We start from the raw sequence: 3,195 nt of genomic DNA on the forward strand, positions 1-3,195 counted from the left end.
GGGCTGGGCTAAGCAGTTGGTATCTGAGCATTCCAAGAACAAAAATGGGAGTAACTACAGTGACATCATCACGTTGGATCGCGCTCGCGGCGCTGGCGTTGACCTGCTCGACCCCGGCACTGGCCAAGGACTGGAAGACCGTCTCCGTCGCCATGGAGGGCTCCTATGCCCCCTGGAACCAGACCGATGCCAGCGGCAAGATCGTCGGCTTCGAGGTGGATATCCTCAACGATGTCTGCGCCCGCGCCAAGCTCGAATGCAACATCGTCGCGCAGGATTGGGACGGCGTCATTCCGGGCCTCACCGCAGGCAAGTTCGACATCGTCATGGACGGCATGTCGATCACCGAGGAGCGCATGAAAACGATCGACTTCTCGATCCCTTATGCCTCGTCGCCGGTGGCCTTCCTGGCCGACAAGAACGGCCCGCTGGCCAACCTGTCCAACAGAGGCAAGATGATCGATCTGTCGAAGGACGACGCCGAATCCAAGGCGGCGCTCGACACGCTGCGCAAGGAGCTCACCGGCAAGAATGTCGGCCTGCAGGTCTCGACCACCGAGGCGACCTTCGCCGACAAATATCTGAAGGACGTCGCCAACGTCCATGAATACAAGACCACCGACGAGCACGACCTCGACCTGATGGCGGGCCGCATCGACGTGGCCTTCGCCGACACCACCTATTTCCTCGGCACGCTGGCCAAGCCCGACGCCAAGGACCTGGAATTCGTCGGGCCGCAATTCAAGGGTGGTCCGATCCTCGGGCCGGGCATCGGCGCCGCCTTCCGCAAGAGCGACAAGGACCTGCAGGACATTTACAACAAGGCACTCAAGGCCGCGCTCGACGACGGCTCGGTGTCAAAATACTCCATGCAGTGGTTCAAGATCGACATTACCAAGTGATGTCGCAACGGGAGCAGCCAAGGCTGCTCCCGTTTTGCATTGAGACAAGGAACCGTCGCCGGGAAGGAAGGCGTACGTGGAGTTTCTCAACGATCTGCAGGCGCAGTTTTCGACGGCCTATGAGCTGCTGGCCGCCGGCTGGGGCGTGCAACTGCTCTGGGGCATCGCCTGGACGCTCGCCGTCACCGTCGTCTCGATGCTGATTGGTGCTGCGCTGGGCTCACTGGTGGCTGCGGCCAAGCTCTCGCATCGCGGCGGATTGAGGTTCATCGGCGAGAGCTACACCACCGTCTTCCGCGGCGAACCGGAACTTCTGATCATCTACCTGTTCTACTATGGCGGCACGCAGGTGCTGACCGGTGTGGCGCGGTCGACCGGATCGATCGGCTCGACCGACATCCTGAACATGCCGAGCTTCCTCGGCGGCGTGCTTGCGGTCGGCATCATTTCCGGCGCCTACCAGGCCGAGGTTTTTCGCGGCTCGTTCCTGGCGATCCACCGCGGCGAGCTGGAGGCGGCGCGCGCCTACGGCATGTCGGCCTGGCTGCGGTTTCGCCTCGTGATCGTGCCCCAGGTGCTGCGCCTCGCCGTGCCGGGGCTGGGCAATGTCTGGCAATTGACCATCAAGGATTCGGCGCTGATCTCGGTCACCGGCGTCGCGGAGCTGATGCTCACCGCGAACAAGGCCGCGCGTTCGACGCATCATTCGCTGCTTTTCTACACGGTCGCCGGCATCCTTTACCTGGTGATGACCTCGATCTCGACGCCGATCTTCGAAAAGGCCGAGCGTTACACCTCACGCAGTTTCACGCGGCCGAAGTGAGAGATGGCGGTGGATTTTGATTTCTATCTTTCCACCATGTGGAGCGTGCTCAAGGCGCTACCGCTGACGCTCGAGATCTGGTTCTTCGGCATCGCCTTCGGGCTCGTCATCGCCACCGGCCTGACCTGGCTGCGGGCTTCCGGCTACAGATTGGGCGAATATTTCACCCGCGCCTATGTCTTCATCTTCCGTGGCTCGCCGCTTCTGGTGCAGCTCTATTTGATCTATTTCGGCCTCTCCCAGTTCGACTTCGTCCGCCACAGCTCGATCCTGTGGCCGATCCTGCGCGATCCGATGTATTGCACGATCGTCGCCATGGCCTTGAACACGGCCGCCTATGAGAGCGAGATATTCCGCGGCGCGCTGCGGGCGGTGCCGGTCGGACAGATCGAGGCGGCCAAGGCGTTCGGCATGTCGGCCTTCACCCGTTTCCGCCTCGTCACGCTCCCGATCGCGCTGCGGCTCGCTCTGCCGGCCTATTCGACCGAAATCATCCTGATGACCAAGGCGACCGCGCTCGCCTCGGTGGTCACGATCATGGAGATGATGGGAACGGCGCAGAAGATCCAGCACGACACGTTCCGGCCGATCGAGGTGCTGACCTGCGCCGGCGTGATCTACCTGCTGCTCAACCTGTCGATCGCCCGGCTGTTCGCCTGGGTCGAATACCGGCTGTCGCCGCATCTGCGGCCGCCGCCCGAGCAGAGTCAGCAAATCAAACCCGTACCGGAGGTGTTGTGATGTCGGCAAATGTCGCCGCTGCCGCGAAAGCAGCACCGTCCTCCGGAGAGACGCCTGCCATCAGCGTCAAGGACCTGCGCAAATGCTTTGGCGATCACGAGGTGCTCAAGGGCATTTCGCTGGAAGCCCACAAGGGCGACGTGATTTCCATCCTCGGCTCCTCCGGGTCCGGCAAGAGCACGATGCTTCGCTGCATCAACCTGCTGGAGACCCCTGACTCCGGCGAGGTGCGGGTCGACGGCGAGCTGATCAAGATGAAGCGAAGCCGCGACGGCCATCAGATGCCGGCCGACATCCGCCAGGTGGAACGGATTCGCGCCAACCTCGCCATGGTCTTCCAGAGCTTCAATCTCTGGTCGCACATGACCGTGCTGGAAAACCTCGTCGCAGCGCCGACGCATGTTTTGAAGCGGCCGCGCGCCGAGTGCCTGGAGCAGGCCGAGGCCTTGCTGAAGCGCGTCGGCATATGGGAGCGCCGCAACTACTATCCGCCGCATATGTCGGGCGGCCAGCAGCAGCGCGCGGCAATTGCCCGCGCCCTGGCGATGAACCCCAAGGTGATGCTGTTCGACGAGCCGACATCGGCGCTGGATCCGGAACTGGTCGGCGAGGTGCTGCGCGTCATGCGCTCGCTTGCCGAGGAAGGGCGCACCATGCTGGTGGTCACGCATGAGATGAGTTTTGCCCGCGACGTATCGAGCAAGGTGATGTTCCTGCACAAGGGCGAGG

The 3,195-nt window shown here is 62.6% G+C and carries 4 protein-coding genes; all 4 read left to right on the top strand.

Annotation, left to right across the window (positions count from 1 at the left end; all coding sequences use genetic code 11):
* The first annotated feature begins 59 nt into the window (after positions 1 to 59).
* Complete coding sequence (locus EOA28_RS30200; protein WP_245463127.1) at positions 60 to 902, top strand: transporter substrate-binding domain-containing protein; 843 nt, start codon at positions 60 to 62, stop codon at positions 900 to 902.
* 76 nt (positions 903 to 978) lie between these two features.
* Positions 979 to 1,725, top strand: a complete 747-nt coding sequence (locus tag EOA28_RS30205) for an ABC transporter permease subunit (protein ID WP_245463128.1) — start codon at positions 979 to 981, stop codon at positions 1,723 to 1,725.
* A 3-nt stretch (positions 1,726 to 1,728) separates the two neighbouring features.
* Positions 1,729 to 2,466 (top strand): ABC transporter permease, encoded by a 738-nt coding sequence (locus EOA28_RS30210; RefSeq protein ID WP_127249758.1) that lies wholly within the window; start codon positions 1,729 to 1,731, stop codon positions 2,464 to 2,466.
* Positions 2,466 to 3,195: ATP-binding cassette domain-containing protein (locus EOA28_RS30215; RefSeq protein ID WP_128315594.1), on the top strand; the 730-nt coding region annotated here is incomplete at its 3' end. The genes EOA28_RS30210 and EOA28_RS30215, both read left to right, overlap by 1 nt.

It is taken from the genome of Mesorhizobium sp. M2A.F.Ca.ET.067.02.1.1, from assembly GCF_004023285.1.
GTDB lineage: Bacteria > Pseudomonadota > Alphaproteobacteria > Rhizobiales > Rhizobiaceae > Mesorhizobium.